General features: G+C 43.9%; 1 protein-coding gene. It reads right to left on the minus strand.

Features of this window, described 5'->3' with window-relative positions:
• Complete coding sequence (locus ACXJY6_RS12770; protein WP_456049946.1) at nucleotides 1-23,646, minus strand: Ig-like domain-containing protein; 23,646 nt, start codon at nucleotides 23,644-23,646, stop codon at nucleotides 1-3.
• Nucleotides 23,647-23,745: the final 99 nt, after the last annotated feature.

The following is a 23,745-nucleotide window of genomic DNA, read 5'->3' on the forward strand; positions in this document are numbered from 1 at the left end:
TTAGATATCAGTATCTATCTGAGTTTCATTTCCGGCAACGTCAGTGATGGTGATAACAACATCCGATGTCGTACCCGTATCATTATCACTCACTGTTACTGTTCCCTCATTATTAACAAGACTACTCATGTCAACAGTCAATGCTGTATCATCGCTCAAAATAGCACTAATCGAACTAATACCACTACCTACTTCACTAACGTCAAAACTCACCGCACCAGTACCAGAATCAGTCGCTAAATTCTCGTACGTTGGAGCCGTAGTATCAATATTTAATGTTCCTGATGCTGCATTACTCAAGCTATTGCCAGCATCGTCAGTAATCGAAACCGAGTAAGAATAACTGCCATCATCAAGTGGAGTGCCAAGGGTGATACTCCATGAACCATCACTTGATGCGGTAGCTTCGTAGACATCGGAACCAATCGTTAATGACACAGTTGCACCACTTTCAGTTTCTCCCTCAAAGGTTGGCTGGCTGTCATTGGTCCAAGAACCGTTCGAAAGGAAGCCAGTATCATCCGTGTCACCACTGGTTACATCATCGTAAATGGTGAAGTTAGTTAAAGTCGGGTCAACCGTATCTACATTTAACAGAACATCGAGATTATCCAGGCTGTTTCCTGCACTGTCGGTCGCTGTTATATCAACGGTATACGCAGCATCATTATTAGTGAGGCCTAAATCATCAGCACTAACACTCCAATTACTATTCGCCGCAACATCAATTGAGTGGTCTACACTTCCGTTGTTGTCGTAGTCGAAATCCAAGGTCACCGCTTCGTTTGTGTGGCCAGAGATTTCATTGAGTGCGCTCGACAATGACACAATAGGTGTTGATGTGTCGATGGTGTACGATCCACTTAATGATGCTGTTCCCAATGTTTCACCGCTCGCACTGACTTCCTTAACCTGTATGGCTCCCGAACTGTAACTTCCATCTGATAACTCAAAACTTGAGCCACTACCAATAAACCAAGTTGATCCATTGTCAATTGAGTACATCCAATTGTTTCCAGAAGTCACATTAGACACATTCACAGTTGCATCTGACGTCACACCATCACTGTTGCTTTCGCCCGTATCGCTATTTAACGCAATCGCAATGGTTGAAGAACTCGCGGTTACTGTTACATTTGAAAGCGTACTTGTGGTCGAATTGCCAGCGCTATCCGTTACGCGAGCGTATATGGATGAATACGTACCCGTACCTAACGTGAAATTATAGGTTGTGCTTGAACTCGCGTTGCTTGTAAGCGGTGTCCAAGTAGAGCCATTGGTTGAATATTCTAACGTCGCACCATTTTCAACACTTGTAATATTAATCTGCCCATCGGAGGTAATGCTATCTCCTACAGTTCCAGTATCATTATCTAGTGCTAAAGACACTGAATCCGGTGCTTGAGTATCGACTGTAACATCCGATGTTGATGAAGTTACTGCGCTCTCATTATTGCTGCTATCGATCTGTTTGACTTGGATATCACCAGTCGAATAATCGCCATCGCTTAACTCAAAACTGGTACCAGAGCCAAGATACCAAGTTGCCCCGTTATCTACCGAATACATCCAACTGTTGCCACTACTTATACCTGAAATAGTTACGGTAGTGTCGTTGGTTGCATCAACACCTGTATTAGACGGTAAAGTAAGAGTTGGAGCCGAAATCGTACCTGTAACGGTAATATCAGATAATGAGGTCGTCGTTGAGTTACCCGCGCTGTCCGTCACCGTCACGGTCACACTGGTGTACACCTCTGGGTCAAGTTCAAAACTCGTCACTGTTGATGCGAAGCTGCTCGAGGTGACCGTGCCACCTGATGTGGTGTAAGAATACGTCCACGTTGCACCACCTTCGATGCCCGAAACATTTATCGTACCGTCAGAAGTAATACTGTCGCCCACTGTGCCAGTATCATTGTCTAATGTTAGCGACACCGCATTTGGCGCTGAATTATCAATCGTAATATCCGATATTGATGAGGTTTCGGAACTTTCATTGCCGTTATCATCAACTTGTTTTACTACTATATCGCCGGCAGTATAAACACCATCACCAAGCGCAAAGGTTGCACTGTAAGTACCATCGCCTTCATCGGTTAAGCTGGTTGAACCTGCATACCACGTACTCCCACCATCAATCGAATACAACCACCCATTTTCGCTAGACGAAATTCCGGATATTGTTACGGTCGAATCGCTAGTTACGCCATCACTATCGCTTGCGCCAGTATCACTCGGTAATTCTATCGATAACGTAGATACTGTCGATGAGTATTCCACTGTCATGTATTCAGTTGTGGTATTACCGTAGATATCGGTAATAACCGTTTCAACTTGATACGTACCATCACCTGAAGCATCAACAGAGGCAAAATTAATCGTTTGAGACCCACTATCATCAACAGTTATTTCCACAGGTGTTGATATAGCCACACCACTTTGGAATAAGGTAGCGACCACTGTAACTCCCGTTGTGCTTGAAGAACTAAACTCAACATCAAAGGTGTCATCAGTCGTCGTATAGGCATTAGTTCCATCTTCTGTTCCACCTATTAAGCTGTAGCTGATTTCACTATCACTTATCGAAGTCTTAACCGTGAAACTACCGTCATCGGCAGTCTGCTGGGTTTCGTTTCCAGCTGAATCTTCGATATACACGGCATAGCTATAGTCGCCATCAGTTAGATTGTCTAACGTTAAAGACCACTCTCCAGTACTTGAATTAAATGAAACACCATCGGAAGTAGAAGATCCATCATCAGACCTAATCACATAACTTGACTCAGAGCCCAACGTATCGGTTACAACCAAAGTCACTTTGTTATAGTCGTCATCAGATAAGTTAATTGTACCGCTGAATTGAACACTGTCCTCTGCTGTAGTAGAACCAGAGGAAATGGTCGTTTCTACATTAGAGTCATCGACTTCACTCAAAGTCACAATATTGCCAATCGCGATATCTGGGGCTTCAGTGTCGATAACAAACGTACCGGTTTCGGTAGCCACATTCCCAGAACTATCTGTTGTTGTAATCGTAAACTCATAAGATCCATCGGAAAGCGCGCCACCGCTGTTACTTATGGTAAAATCGCCATTTGCATCGACAATAACGGACACATCAGCTTCGGTAAACTCTGTAATACCCGACGTTGCTGTCGTATTGGTCAGAGCAATAGTTACCGTCGCGCCTGGATCGGTTGTACCGCTAATAATATCGCCAGTGACATTAGCAGCGTTAAAGTATTCACTTCCTGACTCTTCTTGACCTAGTACTTGAATATCCGTCAATTCAACATCAGTATCAGCGACAATTTCTATCGTGTCAGTACGCCCTGATGATTCGATAATAATTTGATAACCATCGACTAAATCATCCAAATCTAAGCCAGTGTTGTTAATTTCCCATACACCGTTGCTATCAGCTGTGCCCTCGAACTCATATACGCTATTTGAATCAACATCAGTCACGATATTGCCATCAGCATCAGCAAGATACACTATATAGGTTGCTCCTGCTGCTGTTGTGCCACTTAGCGCTAAGGTCAATCCAGTGGTGACATCACCATTGATAACCAATTGTTCCTGACCATTCTCATCGGTTGTTACAGTAAGTGAATCAGTCGAAAGATCGTCAACGTCGATGGTAACCGTACTCGGCTCAATCGTTACGGTACTTTCAGTTAACGTTTCATTTCCAGAAATATCGGTCGCTTTAATTTGGTAGGTATAGGCATCGTCAGACGCGGCAAGGGTAATATTGAAGCTATATGCGCCACTTCCGTCAACATCCACATCATGCCATTGCCCACCAATGAATACTTCAACGGTCGCGGTAATATCGTCAACAGCCCCTTCAATCAAGACCGTATTATATTTCGTCGTTAAGATAGGTGCCGAATCACCATTGCCGGTACTTGAATCGGCAACATCGTAAATACTACCATCATCACCATCAACGACACCGTCGCTATCAGCAAGCCCATCACTGTCAGCGGTTAATGATGAAATGGTTATGGTTGACAACACGGGCGCCGTTGCATCGACTTCGAAACTAACACTCACTCCAGCAGTTTCATTGCTTCCACTGACATCCTCTGCCGCCGTAACGATGTAGGTATAGTCTCCCGAAACAAGCTCACTAAACGTATAACTCCATGCACCATTGTTATCTGCGGTAGTTGTTCCAATTACCGTTGTACCATTACTGCCATAAATGGTCACAAATGCATTGTCTGTGGTTACACCAACTAAGGTTGGAGTCGTGTCATTGGTAATATCATCTGAATTACTGTCCGAAGTCGCAGAGAGTGATGCTGTAATACTTATCGTTTCATCGTAATTTAGTATTTTTTCAAAACGAGTTTCATTGCCGTGTGTATCCGTCGCGGTAAATACCAATGAGTATTGGTCAAATTGTTCGGATTCTACGGCATTTATTGCATCTAACAAGGCATCGAAGTCAACGGTAAATGAACCACCAACCAATGAAATATATTCAGAATAATCGGTACCATTAACAGTTAGCGTTAGAGAATCTAAATTACTTCCCGTATCGGTGATTTCACCAGAAATAATCATCTCTTCTTGTGCACCGACTACCCACCAGTCATCGTCGAGAGCAAATGTATCAGCGCTATCACCATCACTGGTATTTTCGTCTGCGCTAAACGAAACTGTACTGAATATAGGAGCAGTAGAGTCGAAATTGACTAGATAAGGAGTGCTCGCCGCGCTTTCATTACCCGCGAGATCTGTTGCTGTAAAGCTGTAGTAATACTCACCATCTAGCTCATCGGTATAATCAGTGGTCGCAGTATTAGCAGAATCGATGTCCAAGACCCAATTACCACTACTATCTGCAACCGTAGTAATAGAGTAATCGGTCCCTCCACCAGAATTGGTTGCACTAAAGTAAAGCGTAACGGTCGCATAAGGTTCCGTCGTCCCAGAGAATGTCGCTTCGTCATTAATTAAATATGTTTGATCTACAACCGACTCACCGTTGATAGACACTAATGTCGGTGCTGTTGGAATTGCGTTATCAACAGTGACACTGTTAGACAACGAGTTCGTTAACCCATTCTCATCACTGACGTTAATAGTATAGGTGTATGTACCATCGGATAAACCACCAAAGTTGAGCGTCCATGTTTGCACGCCATCATCAGCTGTGGCGTCGTTTAACGAGAAGCTGTATAGGCTCGACGAAATTGGGTCGCCATTTTCATCCACTACAGTGATGCTGACATCATCTGTATCTATATTATCAGCCAATTGACCGACTGCATTAAAAGTAGACAATTGAGTATAGAAATAGGATGTACTACTACCTTGATATTGACCATCAATTTCAGCGCCTGAACTCACATCTTCATATTCAGTAAACGTCAGTTCAACAGGTGTGATTGTGAAGGTCTGTAAACCATCCGTTTCGGTCGAAATGGTCGAACTACTTTGGTTTCCTGCCAAGTCTGTAATTGACACAGAGTAACCAAAGTGAGTTGTATCATTTACATTTAGAGTGGCTTCAGCAGCCCATGTATTATTGCTTAATACCGTTGCAGTTGCGATTGTACTTACGCCGCCAGATACGATATTTCCATCAACATCAATTTCGTATACCGTTATCGTAATGATTGAACCTTCTTCAACTTCACTAGAAATATCCGACACCGCGCCACTAATGTAGACCGTTTGTGCGGACGTAATGTAGTCACCAGATTGTCCATAATCGTAAGAAGTATTAGAGGTAACGTCATAAAGAGGCATTACTGATGTGATGGTACTTGCTAACGGTGCATCACTATCGATAGTAAGATCATCGATCGTCTCACTAACCTGATTACCCATTGTATCAGTTGCGGTAATCACTGCTGAGTAATCGCCGGATGCTAGCTCACTATCGACCTCAAGAGACCAAGTACCATCAGAACCAACTTCTGTGTTCACCGTTGTAACAGTATCCCCATTGGAATCGACAATCTCGATTTCAATGGCTGCACCTATTTCCCCTTCACCTTCAAATACAGGTGTTTGATCATAGGTTACATGATCGCTATCATCTGACCCAGTGTCGCTGCCATCGGACAATGCGACATTGCTCAAGTCCGTAGTGACATCAAGAGCGAAATACCCTTCGTCGACCGTTAACCCATCAACTTCCGGAGTTTCTATAATCACATTCGATGCTTCATTCCCAGCGTCGTCAACGGCACTCACTTCATATCTATATTCTGCTTGTCCGTTGGTATCGACAGCAAGCTCATCGACTTCAACCGTAATGGTCGCAACCCCTTCAGCATCAAGATTCACTGTACCCATTTCGACGCCATTTACCGAATACGTTCCTGAGGTACTATCCGACTCATTTTCAGTAATAGTAATTTCATAGGTATATTCAATATCGGCGTCTTCGAGATCAGTAATTGTTAAGGTCGCCGTCGTACCCGCTTCTGCTGAGACCGTAAAGACCGGAGAGGCCTCACCAAGCAGTGGTACGGTATAACTGGTATTGCCATCGATGACTTCTGTTGTCGTTGTAGAACGATCTTCTAATTCAGACTTCAGATCAGCGTCAGTTTCATCCGCCCAAGTGTCATCTTCAACGGATAGGTCTGGTTCAAGTTCGACTGAGACAATCTCTGGCCCAGCAGTATCAATCTCGATTTCGGCATCAACGAGTGTACTATTGCCTGCTTTATCTTCTGAAGTGACTGTATAGGTATAGGTTCCATCTGATAGTTCTGCTGCACCTTCAGAAAGTAAACTAATGGTCCATGAACCATCGATCGCATCAGCGGTGGTTGAATAGGCGTTTCCTGCAATGACTAATGTCACCAAAGAGCCAGTTTCGGCAAAACCAGTAAAGGTAGGTTGAGTATTACTGGTCGAATTATCATTCGTATTACCAGTATCCGTATCGCCACCGTGGTCAAGGAAATCATTTGCATCACCGAAGCCATCATTGGTTGGCGTCTCAGGCGCTGTCGTATCTAAGGTTAATTCAAGAGCATTCCCTTCTGAGTCCAATGTCTGCGTCGAAGTATTTCCTGCAATATCGGTAAGTACCACTTCGTACGAGTAGACGCCATCTCCATAACTTTCCAAGTCAAGTATTGCACTCCAGTCAGTCCCATTAATTGTGGCGCTAAAACTAACATCGGTGAGTGTTGTCGTCGTTCCATCAGCGGTGACGGACAACAAAACGACGTCTACGCTTTCAACAAGTGTTGTTTCTACACCATCGACGTCAACAATTTCTAGGGCAGAGAAGCTTCCTTCTATTGTTGGAGAAGTTAGATTGGTCGTATTGTCATTCCGGTCTGTATCTTCAGAGTCGATGTAAACTTCTGCAGCGGTATCAGTATCAAAACTCAGACCATCCACTATCGCAGCATCTGGTGAACTTTCATCAACAATAAATCCATAATTAATCGTCGTGGATTCAGATGACAGTGTTGTCTCGGTCCCATCAATCGTAGCAACCAGAGTTGTACCATTGTTACTTATGGTTTTAGTGATACCCACTGTATTGGTTGAACTAATCTCGTATTCGTAACTTGTGCCATCACTCAGTAAATCTTCTTGATCCTGTGTGAGGGTATAATTCCAATTGCCGTCCGTATCTATCGTAACACCGGTTATAGTTACCACGTCACCAGTGCTATCACTAATGGTAATAGACACGGTAGTTCCTACCTCGCCAGTACCTTCAAATGACATATTGGTCGCATCAAGATCAGTATAATTATTAATATCATCAGCCCCGGAGTCAGAGTCTGTGGTCATCGCTCCGGTCAGGCTGTTAGTAGTATCAACGATAAATGTTTGAGTGTCGCTTACTGAACTATTACCAGCTCTATCAACAACGGTAATATAATAGCTAGCTTCTCCATCACTCAGTACTGTACCCGATAAATCAATACTCCAATCGGTATCACCTTCAGCAACATCGACGTCAATATCGTATGAGGATCCACCGGCATCCGTGACAGTTAAAGTAAGGGTGACAGCGTTAGCATCCGACACCGTTCCTTCGAAAGTTGGGCTCGCGTCTGCTGTATAACCGTCCTTCACAGTATCGGAGATCATGTCGAAATCCGTTATCGTTGGCGCGGTAGTGTCCACTTCAAACGTCGCACTGTTAGTCGGTGTTATGTCGGTCGTATTACCGGCAATATCGGTCTCCGAAATAGCATACGTGTACTCACCATCTGCCAACCCTGAGAAACCATAATCAGCCGACGAAGTATCTAATGCCCAAGAATAGTTGCCATCTCCGTCACCATCTACGTCACTCACTCGAGTGGTAAATACGCCAACGGCAGAATCTCCGTCGTAAATCGTTACCGTAACCAGAGATCCCGCTTCACCATTACCACTAAACGACGGTTTAGTGTCACTGCTGATCTGATCGGAGTCACTGCTACCTGTATCGTTATCTGTAGTGTGGAGGTAACCTTCGCTGGTCGATGCATCAACACTGAGATCAATGTCAAATGACAGTTCTTCAGAGCCTCCATCGGTTAAAGTAGTAACGTTACCCGAACTGTCAGTTGCGATAACTTGGTACGCATACGTTCCTTCAGTAAGGTTACTATCACTGCCAGCACTGATCGTGCTTACGATATCATCAACCGATACGCTCCAATCATAGGTATCAGAATCATTTAGTACATCACTAACAGTACCGCTATAGCTGTAACTATTTGGGTCCAACGTGACGGTACTACCGCCTGTTGTAACCGACACTAATTGAACTGAAATTGAAACGGCGCTATCGACTGTTCCTTCAAGGGTTGGGTCTACATTTGTTACATTATCTTGATTTTCTGAAGAGATATAATTGACATCATCGCTTGGGACACTTGTTGAGTCAGTGTCATCACTCACACCTAAAACGGTTACCGTACTTTGGGTCGTATCATAGATAACATCACCTTCGATGGTTTTCTCATTTCCCGCCAAATCCGATGAAGTTATAGTGTAATGATATGTCCCTTCGTCAATTAAAATATTCGAATCACTTAAGGTATAAGTCCAATTTTCAAGCGTTTCATCATCACTGTCTGTGGTGATAGTAAAGGTATCTGTGTATGAATACCCTGAATCATTTGTAATGCTAATTGTAACGCTATCTGCATCTTCTGCTTCACCGCTAAAACTCAGTTCCCCATTATTTGTGGTTGAGGTAGGAAGAGTTACGGTTACCGCTCCAGACTCGTCAGTTGCAGAAGTACTTGTATCACTGCCATCGATTTGAGTTGCTGCAATGTCGGCAGTAAGCTCATTGGTTAAATCGACGGTAAACGATGACGGGCTAGACGTGGTGGTAAGACCCACTTCATCGGTCATCGAAACTGTATAATTCCACTCACCTTCTGTCAGCTCGTATTCTGCCGGAAGTTCAATGCTCCAATCTCCGGTATCATCTATCGCCTGAATAACTTGATAGATATCGTCACCATTTGTAATAGTTAACGTAATCGTACCTGTTTCATCTGCCGTACCAATAATGGTTGGCGTTGCTACATTCGTGTACGCATCAGAATTAGAGTCTCCACTATCGCTCTCACTAAGTAATCCTAAAACCGTCAACGTTGGAGCAGTACTATCAACAACAAACTCTTCGGTATCAATAGTGGTCGTGTTATTAGCAATGTCGATTAACGTTACATCGTATTGATAGGTACCATCAGCCAAACCTGATCCAATAACATCGCTGTAGCCGTCGGTACTACTGTTAATTGTCCAAACGTAAGTATCGTCTGTATCGACGTCTGAATCTTCCACAGATGCACGCGTAGTAATCGTACCGAGCTCTGTACGCGAACCATCACCGTTAACTTGATAAATGGTCACTTCTACCACCGCATCTTGCTCGGCGGTCCCTTTCAATAAAATATTACCTGAGTCAACCGCATCATATTCCGAAGAATCAGCCAATGTGACGTTAACAAGGTCATCGACAGTAGCACTCGCGGTATCAGTATTAAATTGACTATCCAAAACAAAGCTTAAGATATCTTCACTGTCAGCGTTATCTGCATCAAGTTCGATGGCAACCGCGTCTTCGATAGTGACACCGTCATAAGCAATAACTTTGTAGCTATAGGTCCCGTCAGCACTGCCATCACTTTCCAGAAGATCACTTAACTCTACGGTCCAGCTGCCATCATCTTCAACGACAACGGTATATGTATTGTCTGCTTCGGTAAGGGTAGTTTCAGTGCCGTCAACATCTGTGTAACTCGTCAGTACAACAGAAATAAAGTCGGCTCCACCCGTTGTTGTTCCCTCTAAAATCGGGGATAGATTGGTGATGTTATCGTTATTTTCATCGCTATAAGTAGTCGTATCATTATTTGGTTCAGAATCAGAGTCATCAGTTAGCCCATCGGAGGACACTGTGACTTCTGAGTCAGTTTTTATTTCAAAATCACCTTCATAGGTTTTTGTATTTCCAGCCACATCAGTAGATGAAATGGTGTATGAGAAATCTCCGTCAGTCAGCTCTCCATCAGCATACCCACTCGCAACCAATAGCGCCTTAGCCGCATCTGAGCCTAAATCGTAATCCCAATCACCATTGGAATCGGCGGTTACCGTTGTGACTAAAATCTGCGTTGTTCCATCTGAAGCATAAATGACGAGGCTAACGGAATCATCAGATGCTTCAATTGAGCCAGAAAATGTTGGAGTCAAATCGTTAGTAATTCGGTCTGGATTGGTCCAAATTTCATTGTCATCAGTTGAATCAGTCGCATTGTAGTTCGCTGATTCATAATCATTAACTTGAGCCCCTGAATCCATATCAGCATTCAGTTCATTGGTAGTATCAACGTCAAAGCCCTGCGCTTCAGATATAGCCGAAGAGTTGCCATTGATATCACTAGCACTTACGTAATATTCGTAACTACCGTCTGTTAAAGCTGCGATGCTAGAATTATTGGAAAGATCATAATCCCAAATCCAACTACCACTGCCCGAGTCATACGAAGTTGTAATACCTTCAACAGTGACCGCTTGTTCTGTTATTTGATCGCCATCATTATTAGTGGGTACGATCGTCAAGGTAATCGTCCCTTCTTCACTGATCACGCCGTTAAAAGCAGGTGAAGTATCCTTCGTTATACCATCAGACGTAGAATCCCCAGTATCAGCCGATTCGCTTAGCGTAAACGACTCAATGGTCGGGCCCGAGATATCAACGATGATTTCGGTATCGCTTCCCTCAACAATCGTTTCTGTGTTTCCTGCAGTATCAGTTATCGATACTTGGTATTGGTAAGTTCCGGCGGTTAATGAATCGGCATAATCATCATCGTTGATACTCCAAGTTCCACTTTCTGACACTGAGGCTGTTGCCGTAGCACTCACGTCCGTTGAAACTACGCCATATTCATCAACTTGATAAATCTCAACCGTCACTGTCGAGTCGGTTTCACCTGTACCGCTAAAGTTAAGTGTTTGATCGTTTGTAACGGTATTACCATCAATATCTTCATCTGTTGTAGACTGAAGAACAGCAGTTTTTGGATCAACCAAATTATCTAGAGCAAATGTCAGTTCGTCACTAGAAATAACACTAATATTGCCAGTTATATCAGTAGCAGTAACCGTGTATGCGTATTCTCCATCTAACAAACCTGAATCATCATCCAGGCCGGTCAAGCTTACTTCCCACGTACCATTCGCTACTGTCGCATCATAGGTATAACTGCCCGCATCTAACGGAACACCATCTTTACTCACTAACGTAACAGAAACCGTCATACCCTCACTATCTTCAACGGTACCTTCTAAGACTGGGGTAAGATTGGTTATATTATCTGAATCGGACGTCCCCGAATCTGAACCAATGGTTAAACCAGAAGACGTTAATCCGCTCGGATTACCAGTATCAAGGGTAAACTCGCCCTGAACTTCAGTGTTGTTACCCGCTAAGTCACTTGAAGTAATACTGTAGGCATACTCGCCATCCGCCGAAAGGTCGGAGTCAACGTCAATTGTCCACTCTCCAGATTCTACCGTTGCTGTTGTGGTATAAACTTCAACAGCACCGTCTCCATCATCATGAGTAATCGATAAAGTAACGACATCGCCTTCTTCTCCTGTTCCGCTGAAACTTGGAGTAGCGTCATTTGTAATTCTATCGGGCTGCTCTATTAATATTGAACCATCACCCAGAGTTGACGTAGCTGTAGTACTAAGGTCGTTTGTATCTTGTTCACCTGATTCCATTTCTCCAGATAAGGTATTTACAGTATCGATGGTGAACGACTCGGTGCTCGCTGCGTTAATTTCACTGACATTACCAACACTGTCGGTTGCGACAACACTTATGTCATATTCACCATCAGTCAGTTCAACCGAAGCCCCGGTGTCATCAGTGTCACTTGCGAGATCGATAGACCAATTTCCGTCAGTGTCCACACTCGTTGTAAAGTCATAACTCGTATCAGAGTTAGTAATAGTTATGACAACCGTCGTTCCTGAATCAGCATTACTCACCGCACCAGAAAAGGCTGGTGTGGTATCATTGGTATAATCATCATATTGAGAGTCACCAGTATCGCTGCTAGTGACCAGATCAATAGAATCTATAATTGGTAAGGTAAAATCGAGTTCAAATGAACCAGTGATCAAATCTTCTTCTGAATTGGTGTTGCCGGCGATATCAGTAATCGCGATCTCATAGGCATAATCTCCAGATTCTAGATTCAAGCCACTGTAATCGCTCGCGACTATGACCCATTCGCCATCACTGTTGACAGTTGCAGCTTCAGTACCCTGTGAAATAGTAGACCCATCACCATTAACCAAGAAGAATTCAACGGTGACCGTTGCGCCAACTTCACCTGTTCCAGAAAATCCAGGTTCAGTCGAAACCTTAACAACATCACCTGTTTCGTCTGCACTCGAACTGTCGTAATTCATCGTTCCTGTGAATTGATCAATCACAGTATCAACTTCAAAAGAACCACTCACCGTATCAGATGCCGAACCAAGGTCGTTGTAGGCCACCACATCATAGGCATAGACACCATCAATGGTTAAGCCATCAATTTCCGCTTCCCACTCTCCACTTGTAATCGTTGCGGTATATGTTCGATCAGCTTCATCACTCGTTAATGCAATGCCATCGATAGACGTTAATATAATGTCTACGCTGACTGCTTCATCACCTACTGTTCCTTCTAGGACTGGGGTTAAGTAAGTAATATTATCATTCTGTTCTGACACACCACTCGGCTCGGAGTCGGATGCATCCGTTAAGCCTTCGGTGGTTAATGTCGTCACAATGGTTTGATCAACCGTTACCGAACCCGTATAGGTTTTAGTATTTCCAGCTAAGTCCGTTGATGTAACGTTATAAGTGAAGGCTTCGGAAAGTGAGTTATCCGCCTGATCTAATAATGCTTCGGTATCGAATGACCAGGTTTCAGACGTACCATTGCCCTGTGTTCCTGGAAGAACGATGGTTTCTGTTGCAACGGCATTGCTATCACTATCGTAAACGGTAATCTCTACGGTATCACCCGCTTCACCGCTACCGGTAAAGTGTAACTCGGAGTCATTAGTGATTTTGTCCGCTAGCTGTATTGTGGTGGTATCGCCAGAGATGACCGCAGGACTATCTACCGCACCGTTGTTATTTGTTGCATCGATGTCCACTTGTAGCGTATTTTCGAGGTCTAAAGTGAAACTGTATTCGCTGCTGGCGAGTTCATTCCCTGCAAGGTCTGTCGCAGTGACCGCGTAATAGTAAGTACCTGATGAGGTCATTTCATAGTCAGTACTGGATAAATCGATTGACCACGTATCCGTTACCTCTTCCACATCATAGGTAAAGCTATCAACTACATCACCATCGCTATTTTTCTGGTAAATAGTAAAACTTATATTGGACGTTTCATCTACCGTCCCTTCAAATACAGGCTGTATATTAGATGTATAGTCATCTGAATTGTACGTACCGGTGTCAGACTCACTACTGTTTTCAAGTTCTGCGGTAGCGATGGGATCGGTTAAATCAACGGTTACCTGCTGTGCATCAAGCGCTGTTGTGTTACCAGCATCATCAGTTAGCGATAATGTGTAACTATAATCGCCTGCATCGAGTACAGTGGACTCTTCGGCAAGATCAATAGTCCAAGAACCATCGCTATTAATTACTTCTGTGGTATACGTTTGACCATCTATCGTTAATTCAACGCTCGCTCCAACCTCACCAAAGCCACTAAATGTCGGAGATTGTGCCGTAGTTATGCCGTCATCTTGATGTAATCCTGTATCACTTTCTTCAGTTTGAGCCAAGCCTCCTGAAAACGCGAATTCGGTTTCTGCAGTAGAATCATATTCAAAACTGCCAGTTTCGCTACTACTCACATTACCAGCAACATCTGTAGAAGTGACACTGTAATAGTACTCACCATCCTCATTAAGGTTACCATCTAAGTCCAACAACCCAGCATCGTCAAGTGTGTCGTTACCTTGTAAATTGAGGTTCCACGCCCCATCAGAATCAGCAGTAGTAGTCAGTGTGATTTCCGTTCCGTCGACAGTGGTCAATATCACGCTTACTTCAGCATTTGCTTCTGTAGTTCCTTCAAGAGTTGGGGTTATGTTGGTGATCTGGTCGCTAAGGCGTGCGTCATCATCCGCCACACCTTCCGGTGCAGAATCAGATGATGAGCTGATACCGGAAATATAGACACTCGATTCATTATCGATACTTATTGAACCTGAAATCGTATCCGAAGTGTTTCCAGTCTTATCCGTCACCTCAATTTCATAAGTATAATCATTGTTTTCTGATAACGAATCAGAGAGGGTATACGACCATTCACCTGTATCGCCTCCAGTATCAACAAACGTTAGCTGATCATTACTAGCAGCGGCGTCTTCACTGTTTATAAAGGTAGCGCTATATACTTCTCCACCATCTAACAATATGGAGATAGTCACTTCTGCATCCAGCTCTGTCGAACCAGTAAAAATTGGATTCACAGACTGAGTGACGCCGTCACTTGAATCATTTCCTGTATCAGTACTATCACTTAGTTGTGCTGTTGCATCGACAGAGCTATCTATGGTTATGGTTCCAGTTAAATCATCAACAACCGTACCATTTCCCACTAAATCTGAGTCTAATGCGGTGGTGCTCGTGATCTGGTTTCCAGCAACATCAGTGACAGTAAAACTGTAATCGTAGTCACCTTCTGCATCTAACGCATAACCGGATTCCCATGTTTCACCAGAAACTAAGTATTCGGATGAGACGATAACCGTCCAACTGGTAGGATCCACGCCATCAAACACCGCCTGATAGGAGTAACCATCTATTGCAACAACCACGGTCGCGCCTTCTTCTGCAGAACCGCTAAATGTTAATGGAAGTTCATTGGTTATTTCATCGGTGGTGAATTCCGTTGCACGCCCCGAATCTGAGGTTAACTCTGATGTAAAACCACCAACTTGAGTATCAATGATAAAGTTTTCTGAAGTCGTGCTCCCAACATTATCTGCAGTATCCGTCATAACAACTTGGTAGCTGTAGCTGCCGTCGCTTAATGCAGCCTGTTCAGCGGCGGTTAAGGTGTACGTCCAATTGTTACCATCACTATCGTAGCTGTCGCTAATGGTAATGTCGGTATAACTACTGATATTACCCTCACTATCAGTGATGACCAATTCGAGTGATGAACCAACTTCAGCAGTTCCTGCAAAGATAAGCTGTTCATCAGCTTCAATAAGTAGCCCTGAACCCTCTTCGATATAATCACTGACAATACTTGCCGTAATCTCTCCAACCGTATCTATGGTTAGGGTCTGGGTATTACTGACTGAATTTCCAGCTTTGTCGGTTGCAGTTATGGTGTAATCGTGGTCGCCTTCGGTTAACGTCGACGTCCATTGTGCGCTCCAAGACCATAATCCGGTGTCAGCATCATATTCACCTATTTCAGCAGTAATTGTCTCACCGCCAATTTGAATCTGTACAATGGCATCACCGTCGTCAGTCGTTCCACTAAACAAAGGCGAGTTGTCATTTGTGATGTCATCACCTTGTATTCCTGTATCGGAACTCAGATCCAAGATTGTTGTCACTTCAGGGGCAGTTCGGTCAACCGTTACACTCTGTACACCTGATGAACCGTAGTTTCCGGCAGTATCGTTAGAATCGATATAATACTCATAAGTACCTTCGGCAAGGCCAGAGACATCAATCGCCCATTCTCCATCTTCAACTACAGCGTCATAAGTACTGCCGTTTATATGAAGGATCACTTTCTGGTCTTCGTCACCCGTTCCAGAGAACACAAGTGTATCGGCGTTAGTGATCGAATCCGTTGCAGCCTCGAGTGTGTCGGTATCGCTGCCAATATCTCGTCCGCTATCACTGCCAATATCAAGGGAGCCATCGACAGTATTTTGTGTATCGAGTACGAAATCCATGGTCTCGGTTGTCGTATTCCCAGCGCCATCAGTGTAGGTAACTGTCAGCTCGTGGGTGCCTTCTCCAGAGATCTCCGTTAAGTCAACATACCAATTTCCATCATCTCCGACTGTTGTTGTTACAGGAGCTGCATCTGATCCGGTTTCAACAACAGAAACAGACGCACCAATTTCGGCGCTGCCAGAGATACGAGGCGTTGTATCCGCTGTAATTCCATCGGCATCGAGGTCGGCATTAGCTGGATTGTTAACCAGTGATTCATCAACCGGAGCACTGTCGCTTGAAGTATCTAGGTGAGCTGAAACTGAAATAACTGGGCCACTGTTATCAATAACCAAACTGTCCGAGATAGTTTCTGACACATTTCCAGCAATATCTTCTGCGACAATGGTATAGGTGTAGGTTGTATCATCACTGAGAGCATCAGAGTCTGTAAACGCAATCGACCATGCTTCGTCCGATACGGTTACTGTTTTAGTGATATCGCCAGACGTATCAGAGCCGTCAGCTTCGTTATGTAATACCAAGGTTACGGTAGCGTCATTTTCGCCAGTACCTGTAAAGATTGGCGTCGTATTTTGCGTAACGCCATCGGTGCTACTGTTGCCGGTATCGATGACTGTTGAATCTTGTAGTTGACCAGAAAGCGATGTCTCAGTATCGATAGTCATTAATTCAGATATAACTGAACTGTTTCCAGCAGTGTCTGTTGCGGTTAATGAATAACGGTACTCTCCGTCACCCAGTGTATACATTTGGCCATCATCAGCCGTTACAGATTCGGCGTTGATATCCCAAGTACCGCCTGAATCTACCGTTGTAGTATAAGTTGCAACGATCTCAGTAAGCTCATTATCCGTTCCTGCTCCAGATATAACGGCTTCAATAGACAAAGTGACAGTATCACTTTCATCACCTGTTCCAGAAAACATCGGAGTATTATCACTGGTGTAATTATCGTAGCTGAATGGATTTGCGTTGGCATCGGTTGCTTTGGTATCAGAGGAGTCATCTAAGCTACCAGAGAAATTTAACGAGGCATCAATATTTAACGTTCCAGTAATCGTATCGGTATTTCCTGCTTCATCTTCTGCGCTTAGTGAATAACTGTATTCACCATCGACCAAACCATCAGCGAGACCGGCGCTATCCCAAACACCGTCATCAATTATCCACGTTCCATCTGCATTCACGGTTGCCGCAAGGCTCACGCCACCAATTAATAAGGTAACCGAACTTCCAACTTCAACCTGACCAGAAAAGTTAGGAGATGTGTCTTGTGTGAAAGGTTCAGCATCGTCGGAATGTTCTGAATCGAGCAATGCACTAAATTCACTGATTCCGAGATCAATTGTAAAGCTTTCCCCTGATACGGCTTCACTATTTCCAGCGGTATCTGTCGCCGTCACGGTGTATGAATAATCACCTTCGACTAAGGTATCTGTCGTTGGAACTGTATACTCCCAGGTATAATTTCCGTCACTATCGGTGGTATCCGTAACTTCCGTTGTAAAGGTGTAGCTCACCGACCCGCCATCAACGTCAATACCGTCGATATTCAGTGTGACTGTATCGCCAACGCCATTGCCGGTTCCGCTAAATGTTGGCGTATTATCGTTACTTATTACGCTATCATCTGATAGTTCATTGGTTTGTGAATCAAATTGAGTGGTCACATCAATACTGTAATCGGTAGTAATTACGCCAGTTACAATGTTGGCATTACCAACTTCATCAGTGGCAGTAACTGTATAGTTTGACTCGCCCTCTGATAACGGTGTTGTAACAGCGATCGCCCACGCGTAAGTGCCATCACCATTGTCAGTAATCGTTGCATCAGTATAGGTTTGACCGTCGATTTCTAAACTAATGGTCGCGTCAGGATCATCAATGTTACCGCTGACGATTGGTTGCGAATCAGAGGTAACCGTATCACTCGTGTCACCAGTATTCGAAGCATCGTCTAGGTTTGCTGTAAATGTAGGCCCCGTTGTATCGATGACCAAACTGGCCGATATCGTCTCACCTAAATTCCCAGCTAAATCCTGAGAAGCAATAGAATAGGTATAGCTTCCATCATCAAGCGTGCTATCTGGTACTGAAATCGACCAAGCTTCATCAGCAGCAAACGTTTCGGTAATCGAATACGCTTCAGTGCCATCTTGGTTAGAAATAATTAGAGTAACTTGCTGACCAGAGGCATCAACAGAACCGGTAAAGGTTGGCATTTCATTAGTTAAAATATCGTCAGATGTCGTGCTTTCTAGGTCCAACGGCGCTTGAGTATCGATTTCAATATTGATACTACTGGAAGATGTTCTACCCGAATTATCTTCCGCGGTAACCGTTATAGTGTATGCAGCATCAGAGCCTAAATCACTCAAGTCTATAGACCAAGGAGCAAATTCTTGATCTTCTCCATCTTCATTGATGATAACAACATCAGTATCGGCAACGGTAGTTGTAATGGTTTCAATGACTGTTCCACTCGAATCCGTGACTACAATCGTGAGGTCATTACCCACCTGACTTAACCCAGAAATCGTTGGTGTTGTGTCGGACGTAATATTGTCGTCCCAAGAGGAATCGGTATTCGTATCGACACCAGAAAGTCCGGTTTCTGAATCTAAATCTAGCTCTAGAATTTTAGGTAGTGCCGTTTCTACAGTAAAGTTCCCACTGGTTGTATCTACGTTGCCTGCACTATCAGTCGCTTCTATCGTATAGGTATAATTCGTGCCATTGACTAGACCTTGTAGTTCCGAAGAAGCCGAGAAATCAATATCCCAGGTACCGTCACCATTGATCGTTGCTTCAATTGGCGTGGTTAAGGTAACGCCATTAAACTCCGTAAGTTCAACGCTTCCTCCTTCTTCAACACTTCCACTAAAACTTACGTAGGTTGAACCAAGATAGGTTATCCCATCATCACCCAACGCAGTATTCATGCTTGAGTCGAGATCCCCATCCCAGATCAATTCATCGTCGACCGTCAATGAACCTGTTTCACTATCGACATTACCCGCGATATCAGTACTGGTAACGGTATAATCAAACTCTTGCGCTCCGGTATTCTCATCAGCAGCCGTCGGTGTGAGACCCGATACATCAATAGACCATGTTCCACTGGTTACGGTCTCCGTGTAGTTTTGGTCATTGATGGTCAACTCAATCGTGGCACCATCTTCACCAGTACCTGTAAAGGTAGGTGATGTGACATTGGTAATATTATCTCCCAACTCACCTGAATCACTTCCACTTTCCAGTTGTATTGTTACGTCTGTGCTGGTATCGACGTACAGTGTATCTGTTACAGATGCATAGTTACCGGTACTATCAATTTGAGTCAGTGTAAAGCTGAACGTTCCTTCCGTTAACTCATCTGCAGTGGTAACAAACCAACTCCCGTCTGCGTTAGTGACTGTTTCATAACTTGCCCCATTAATATCGAGAACAATCGTTGAGCCAGCTTCAGCTGATCCAGCATTACCACTAAAACTTGGGGTGAGATCAGAGGTAATATAATCGTCTTGTGTGCCAGTATCAGATTCGGCATCAAGTAAGTTACCCTGTAATTGATTGGTGGTACTATCTACAACAAATGTCTGATCCGATAATGTTGTGCTATTTCCCGCCAAGTCCGTCGCGGTAATACTAAAACTGTGTTCACCGTCATCAAGAGCTGAGTCGATATCTAGTGTCCATTCAACCACTTCGTTACCATTGCCGTCGGTGGTAATAATCAGGTTGCCGTCACCATCTGTTGCTAAGGTTGCGGTTAACCCAGTCGTACTACCGTCGAGATAAATAACAACACTGTCGATATTAGTTGCGTCGACACTTCCGATTAACGAAGGAGTATCGTCTGTGGTTTGATTATCTAGAGTGTCAACGTAATCGGTATCGATAGCTTGAATGGCACTAAGCTCACTTGCAGAAAGATAATCACTCTCCTCAGATAATCCTGCGGTTAACGTTTCTGGGTTCTGAGTATCAATAACCAGGCTCTCTGAAGCAAGACTTGTACTATTACCTGCATCATCGACTGCACTAATTACATATTCGTAGTTACCGTCAGATAACTGCGCACCGTCAGCAAACTGGATTGACCAACTGCCGTCATCACCTACCGTCACGGTTTCAATTATTGCGGCTAAATTGGGATTCTCGGTATTGGTGATGGTAACGCTAATGGTATCACCAGAATCACCCGTACCAGAGAATAGTGGCGTGTTATCACTGGTAATGCCATCGCTGTTATCCATCGTATCGCTGTCTGGATCAAGTGCACCGGAAAGACTAATACTGGTATCAATCGTAACGTCACCGGTTAGGGTCGAATTATTGCCCAAACTGTCTGTGGCGATCACTGTGTATTGATACGCATCTTCACTTTCTGTTAATGCATTTGTAAGCGTAACTGACCATGTACCATCAGATGTATCGCTACTATCAACGGTGTATTCATCACCATTAATGTTAAATGAAATTGAACTACCCGCTTCTACTGTACCGCTAAAGGTCGGAGTAGCCACGTTGGTGATGGTGTCGTCAATGTCACCACTATTAGAATCACTATCAAGCTCAACTGTAAATGGCGAGACTGTTGTGTCTAGGGTAAAGTTGTCAGCATCCGTTGTAGTGATATTTCCTGCAATATCTTCAGCTGAGACCGTGTAGCTGTATATCCCATCCGCTAAGCCTGCTGCGGCATCTACCGTTAATGACCAATCACCATTCTCATCAGCGTTAACCGTTTGAGTGTACTCGGTTCCGTCGGTTGCGATGATTGAAATCGTAATGATAGAATCTGCTTCGGCAGTACCTGTTAGCGTTTGTACAGGATCAATGATATTTGACGCTATATCGGTAGTAACAGAAAGCGCTGACTCTGTATCAATCGTAATTGAGTGTGAGATATCGGTTGAGTTACCAGCAGCATCAGTCGCAGTTACATCAACCGTATAGTCACCTTGTGCCAAGTATTCAGTGAGCTCTACAACCCAGTTCCCGTCGTCATCCACAAACGTATCGTATGAATTGGTTACACTTGCGTCTGCTGATGTAATGGTGACCGAAATATATGCACCAGCTTCCGCCTCTCCACCCAAACTTGGAGTAGTATCATTGGTGATGTTATCCAGTTTTAAATCTGTGTTGGTCGTGTTTGCTGGAGCAGAATCAGTCTCTGTGGTAAGGCTACTTGTAACCGTTGGTGCTGTGGTATCGATTGTAAGGGTTTGAGTATCTGATGTAGCGACATTTCCTGCTGCATCTTCGTAGGTGAAATAGTAACTATAGCTACCATCCTCTATATCTGTGAACACGCCATCATAACCATCAGATGTCGAGTTTATCGTCCATGACTGTGCACCTTCACCATTTAATACATATTGGCTATTCGTTGGTGAAACAAAGTAATCGACACCATCGATACTAATGACCAACGTAACCTCGGCGTCAACTTCGACAGTACCACTAAAGCTCGGAGAGCTGCTTGATGTGATGCCATCGCTGTGGCCATCGCTATCTTGATTATAATCTGCTGCGGTGTCTGAACTTTCTGATAGATCGCCAGATTCCGAAGTTACACTGGTGTCTAATGTGAAGCTTGCCTCAGTGCGCTCAGACTCATTTCCTGCGGTATCTGTTGCGGTAACATAATAATCATAGGTGCCGTTTGTAGCCAACTGTGAAGAAATGGTGAGCGACCAGTTACCGTCGTCATCGACTAGGGCCGTATAATCGGTATAAGTAGGATTGTCTGAGTCTGAAGTAATATCAACAAGCGATAGCGTGATTATCGTGCCCGCTTCAGCAGTACCTTCAAATGTTGGCGTTGTTTCACTTGTTAAGGTGTCGACGTTATATCCTGGAGTATCGTCGGCATCATTAAATGATGCTGCTGTATCTGAATCGGTGCTAAGCGATACTGTCGGCGCATCTGGCGCTTGTGTTTCAATGACAAATGTTTCTTCGGTACGAAGCTCTACACCTGATTCAAGTATCGTACTGACGCTGACCGAATAAGACCCATCGGCAAACATACTATCAAGTTCAACGGTGTACTCACCAGACGAATTAGTAACGACAAATTCATCAACAACCGTGTTTCCATCGGCGTCAATAAGAACAAAGTTAACAGTTGTTTCTGGATCAGTCTGGCCATAAAACGTTAGATCGGTATTATGATTGGTTATAAAATCCCCTACCGAGCCCGAATCATCTTCACTATCTAACAGAAGGGTTAAGTAATCTTCAAGGCCTGCGTCCTCACTATCTCCCGTACCATCCTCTTGCTGTGGGCTTGAGGAGCTAGAAGACGAAGTCGATGAAGAACTTGAAGAGCTAGAAGACGAACTTGATGAGCTAGAAGACGAACTTGATGAAGAACTTGAAGAGCTTGACGAAGAGCTAGTTGTATTCGTTGGAGTCGTGGTAGATTGTGTTGTAGAGGTTGTATTTGATTCTTCGCTTAAAGATGTCGCAACCGCAGACTCAATAGCACTTTGTTGGGATTCGATGAGTGTTTCAATCGCTTGAACAAGTTCAGAACTGGTTTCGATCCCAGGGTCAACATCAACGCCATCTCCGGCATATTCCACGACATAATCTTCAACGTATGACTGTCCGTTTACGTCACTTCGACTAACGATCGCTTCAGCAAGCTCAAGTAAATCCTCTTGCTCAGCATCAATTTCAGCTTCTTTCGCAGAAAGTTGTAATTGCCATTCGTTAAGCTGTTGATATCGTTCGTCTAATGTATCTAAGCGTTCTATACCCGCTTCTTCTATCGCAAGCTGTAACGCTTCCTTTTGAGCCTCAAGTTCGGCTTGCAATTCGGCAAGTTGCTCTGCTTGTAACGATCCACTTTCTGCATCACTAAGTATTTCACCCTCGTTCGTTCCTTCAATCAAGAGATCCTGATCGGTGGAATTTCCCGAAGCAAATAAGTTGTTTTCAAGGAACACACTAGAAGCGGTTTCGAGATTGACCCCTGATTGATTTATCAGGTCATTCATCGAAAATTCACCTTCACGCGTTTCCACACTCAGGCTACCATCGGCAATTGCAATCACCCCATCGGTGATAACTTTCGTTTCGCCTTCCGGTGTCTTATATTCGATATCAAATCCATTGATCTTGATATCGTCAATTGAATTAATTACAACTGATGCCATATTCTGCCCCAACTAAAAATTATTTCTAGTGGTTCGGTCAAGCCAGATCTTTACCGAATTACACTATTAACTACTATAATTTTAGCTGTGGTTTGAGAT

Source organism: Vibrio phycocola, assembly GCF_054404255.1.

Coding starts and splice junctions, on each gene's coding strand:
- ACXJY6_RS12770 (WP_456049946.1), bottom strand. CDS start 23,646: ATGGCATCAGTTGTAATTAATTCAATTGACGATATCAAGATCAATGGA.